Raw genomic sequence first — 3,773 nt, 5'->3', positions numbered from 1 at the left:
ATTCTTGCCTTGTTCATGCTCAGGTTTTGGGTTAAAGTCTCACTAAGTCTGTTAAAGTTTGGCATGGTCTGATTCGTCTTAAAAATTACTATTATGCCTTTGCTTTAACAGACTTTTTTGTTTTTTTGTCGTGTGCAGAGCCTAAATTTATGAAACAACCTGATTTGCTTTACTAAAAGTACCTATCTATATGTATAAAAGTTCAGTAGGATAGACTGACAACCTGATCAGGAAGATCCAGCAAAACCGTGCAAGTGACTTTATAGATATGACCTCAAAAGATCATATATCAAAGGCTTGAACGTTTATTTGCTTTATAAATTAATACAACAAGGAGTCGTTAATGCTACACGCCTATCCCAATACAGAAAACAGCCCCGTCCAATTCCGCGAAAAATATGACAACTTTATCAATGGTGAGTGGGTCGCACCAGCCGATGGAGAATACTTTGACAACACCAGCCCCATTGACGGTAAAGTCATCTGCCAAGTCGCCCGTTCAAAAGAAGCGGATATTGAAAAAGCCTTAGACGCTGCTCATGCTGCCAAAGACGCTTGGGGCAAAACCAGTGTCGCTGAACGTGCCAATCTACTGCTCAAAATTGCAGATAAGATGGAAGCCAATTTAGAAGCCATCGCCATTGCCGAAACGTATGAAAACGGCAAGCCTGTACGTGAAACCCTAGCAGCAGACATTCCATTAGCTGTCGATCACTTTCGCTATTTTGCCAGTGCCATTCGTGCACAAGAAGGCGGCCTCAGTCAAATTGATGATGACACGGTTGCTTATCACTTCCATGAGCCACTTGGTGTCGTCGGCCAAATTATCCCATGGAACTTTCCGATCCTCATGGCAGTATGGAAGCTAGCCCCTGCGCTTGCTGCTGGTAACTGTATAGTACTCAAGCCTGCAGAGCAAACGCCTGCCTCTATCCTATTTATGCTAGAGACGATCGGGATTGCTGATATCTTACCAAAAGGTGTCCTCAACGTGGTCAACGGTTTCGGAGTTGAAGCTGGTAAGCCGCTTGCCTCCAATCCACGTATCAATAAAGTTGCCTTTACTGGTGAGACGACTACTGGTCGCCTAATCATGCAGTACGCCAGTGAAAACATCATTCCAGTTACCCTAGAGCTGGGTGGTAAGAGTCCAAATATCTTCTTTGCTGATGTCATGGACGAAGACGATGATTTCTTGGATAAAGCCGTTGAAGGTCTAGTGATGTTTGCGCTTAACCAAGGTGAAATCTGTACTTGTCCGTCGCGCGCGCTGGTACATGAGAGTATTTATGATGAATTTATCAAACGCTGTGTCGAGCGTGTTGAAGCCATCAAAATGGGCAATCCATTAGACACTGACACCATGATTGGTGCACAAGCCAGCTCAGACCAGTTAGAAAAAATCCTATCTTATCTGGATATTGGTAAAAAAGAAGGGGCCAAAGTATTGGTCGGTGGCGAACAAGCCAAGCATGACGGCGACCTTGCAGATGGCTACTATGTGCAGCCCACTATCTTTGAAGGCACTAACGACATGCGCGTGTTCCAAGAGGAAATCTTTGGACCAGTACTTGCCGTCACGAAATTTAAAGACGACGAAGAGGCCATGAGCATTGCCAATGATACCATATATGGTCTTGGTGCTGGAGTCTGGACACGCAGTGTACACAAAGCCTATCGCTTCGGACGTGGCATCCAAGCAGGTCGCGTGTGGACCAACTGCTACCACATCTATCCTTCGCATTCTGCATTTGGTGGCTACAAGCAATCGGGTATCGGCCGCGAAAACCATCTAATGATGCTTGATCATTATCAGCAAACCAAAAACATGCTGGTATCCTATAGTCCAAAAGCGATGGGGTTCTTTTAAACACTATTTGCTAAAGCACCTTACAAGGAAGCGTAAGGTGCAAACTCGATGCTTACTAAGCATCTACATGTAAAATAATTGGCAGTTTAAACGATTGATTTAAGCGTTGGTGACTGCTAGTAATAAGGAGTTATACCATGAGTAATAAAATGAAAGCTGCGGTTCTGCATGAGTTCAACCAACCTCTGCAGATTGAAGAAGTTGATATCCCTACCCCAGGTCCTGGTCAAATTGTAGTAAAAATGCAGGCATCAGGTGTCTGTCATACCGACCTGCACGCTGTCGAAGGCGATTGGCCAGTCAAACCAAGCCCCCCGTTTATCCCTGGTCATGAAGGTGTCGGCCTGATCACTGCTGTGGGTGAAGGTGTTAAGCATGTTAAAGAAGGCGACCGTGTCGGTGTGCCTTGGCTCTACTCTGCCTGTGGTCACTGTACGCACTGTCTAGGTGGCTGGGAAACCCTGTGCCTAAGTCAAAAGAACTCTGGCTACTCAGTAAATGGTAGTTTTGCAGAATACGTCCTAGCAGATGCAAACTATGTCGGCATTATCCCTGAGAGCGTTGACTCTGTTGAGATTGCACCAGTTCTATGTGCAGGTGTGACGGTATATAAAGGTCTGAAAATGACAGACACCAAACCAGGTGATTGGGTCGTCATTTCAGGTATCGGTGGACTTGGTCACATGGCGGTACAGTACGCCATTGCCATGGGACTGAACGTTGCTGCCGTCGATATTGACGATGAAAAGCTCGATTTTGCCAAAAAACTGGGGGCAAAAGTCACCGTCAATGCCAAAAACACCGATCCTGGTGAGTATCTGCAAGAAGAGATCGGCGGTGCTCATGGTGTGCTAGTGACAGCCGTCTCCTCCAAGGCCTTTGATCAAGCACTAACCATGCTGCGCCGCGGTGGTACTTTAGTCTGTAATGGTCTGCCAACAGGCGACTTCCCTGTCTCTATCTTTGATACGGTACTAAATGGTATTACCATTCGTGGCTCAATCGTTGGTACACGCCTGGACCTACAAGAGTCGCTAGATATGGCAGCGGCAGGTAAAGTAAAAGCGACTGTTGCCGCTGAGCCACTTGAAAACATCAATGACATTTTTGATCGTATGCGTGATGGTAAGATTGAGGGTCGCATCGTCATTGATTACTCTATGTAGACATGTCAATTATTTGAGACATTTTTATTTTTTAGAAATTATCTCGATAATTACGACGTTTGGTCACAAATAACAGGTCGTATCGTTTTCAGCCACATGCTATTAATGATGTGAGTGATGATGATGCGGCCTTTTATATTCGCCCTCAGCTTATATTCGTAATCAGCATGACAGTAATTCCGTGATAATTTTGAAGATAAGGAGCATGACATGAAACTTGAAGCGACAGAATCCTGCAAAGCATTAATCGAATTACTCAAATCTAAACATGGCGAGCTGATGTTCCATCAATCAGGCGGCTGCTGCGATGGTAGCTCACCGATGTGTTATCCATTGGGCGAGTTTAAAGTGGGCGGCCAAGACGTGCTCATCGGTGAGCTCGCTGGCTGTCCCTTTTATATGGGTAAAGCGCAGCATAAACTTTGGCAACATACGGATTTAACCATCGATGTGGTCGATGGACGCGGGGCCAGTTTTTCGCTTGAGATACCTGAAGGTAAGCGCTTTATCGTCCGTTCAGAAGTATGTGCGGTGTAAACTACTACTTTATTCACAAGAAGCTATCAGTCTCATATCAGCGCATTTTATGTCTTATTGCTCTGCACACGACAAAAAAACAAAAAAGTCTGTTAAAGCAAAGGCATAATAGTAATTTTCAAGACGAATCAGACCATGCCAAACTTTAACAGACTTAGTGAAACTTTAACCCAAAACCTGAGCATGAACAAGGCAAGAAA

General features: G+C 45.0%; 3 protein-coding genes. All 3 read left to right on the top strand.

The annotated features are described in order from the left end of the window. Positions 1–343 precede the first annotated feature (343 nt). The 3 genes from KZA12_RS14680 to KZA12_RS14670 all read left to right on the top strand — a co-directional run bounded on the left by KZA12_RS14680 (position 344) and on the right by KZA12_RS14670 (position 3,573). Positions 344–1,870 (top strand): aldehyde dehydrogenase family protein, encoded by a 1,527-nt coding sequence (locus KZA12_RS14680; protein WP_218690746.1) that lies wholly within the window; start codon positions 344–346, stop codon positions 1,868–1,870. A gap of 137 nt (positions 1,871–2,007) precedes the next feature. Continuing rightward, on the top strand, positions 2,008–3,036 hold the full coding sequence (adhP, locus tag KZA12_RS14675) for an alcohol dehydrogenase AdhP (RefSeq protein ID WP_218690745.1): 1,029 nt from the start codon (positions 2,008–2,010) through the stop codon (positions 3,034–3,036). Positions 3,037–3,246: 210 nt separating this feature from the next. Then, positions 3,247–3,573 (top strand): DUF779 domain-containing protein, encoded by a 327-nt coding sequence (locus KZA12_RS14670; protein ID WP_201591825.1) that lies wholly within the window; start codon positions 3,247–3,249, stop codon positions 3,571–3,573. The last annotated feature ends 200 nt before the right edge of the window (positions 3,574–3,773 follow it).

The organism is Psychrobacter sp. BF1 (genome assembly GCF_019279065.1).
Lineage (GTDB): Bacteria > Pseudomonadota > Gammaproteobacteria > Pseudomonadales > Moraxellaceae > Psychrobacter > Psychrobacter urativorans.
The sequence above is the reverse complement of the archived record's forward strand: the minus strand, read 5'-3'. Positions and strand labels throughout refer to the sequence as shown.

What these genes read in the sequence shown, in the direction of transcription:
- KZA12_RS14670 (WP_201591825.1), top strand. Translation starts at nt 3,247, where the DNA reads ATGAAACTTGAAGCGACAGAATCCTGCAAAGCATTAATCGAATTACTC.
- adhP (WP_218690745.1), top strand. Translation starts at nt 2,008, where the DNA reads ATGAGTAATAAAATGAAAGCTGCGGTTCTGCATGAGTTCAACCAACCT.
- KZA12_RS14680 (WP_218690746.1), top strand. Translation starts at nt 344, where the DNA reads ATGCTACACGCCTATCCCAATACAGAAAACAGCCCCGTCCAATTCCGC.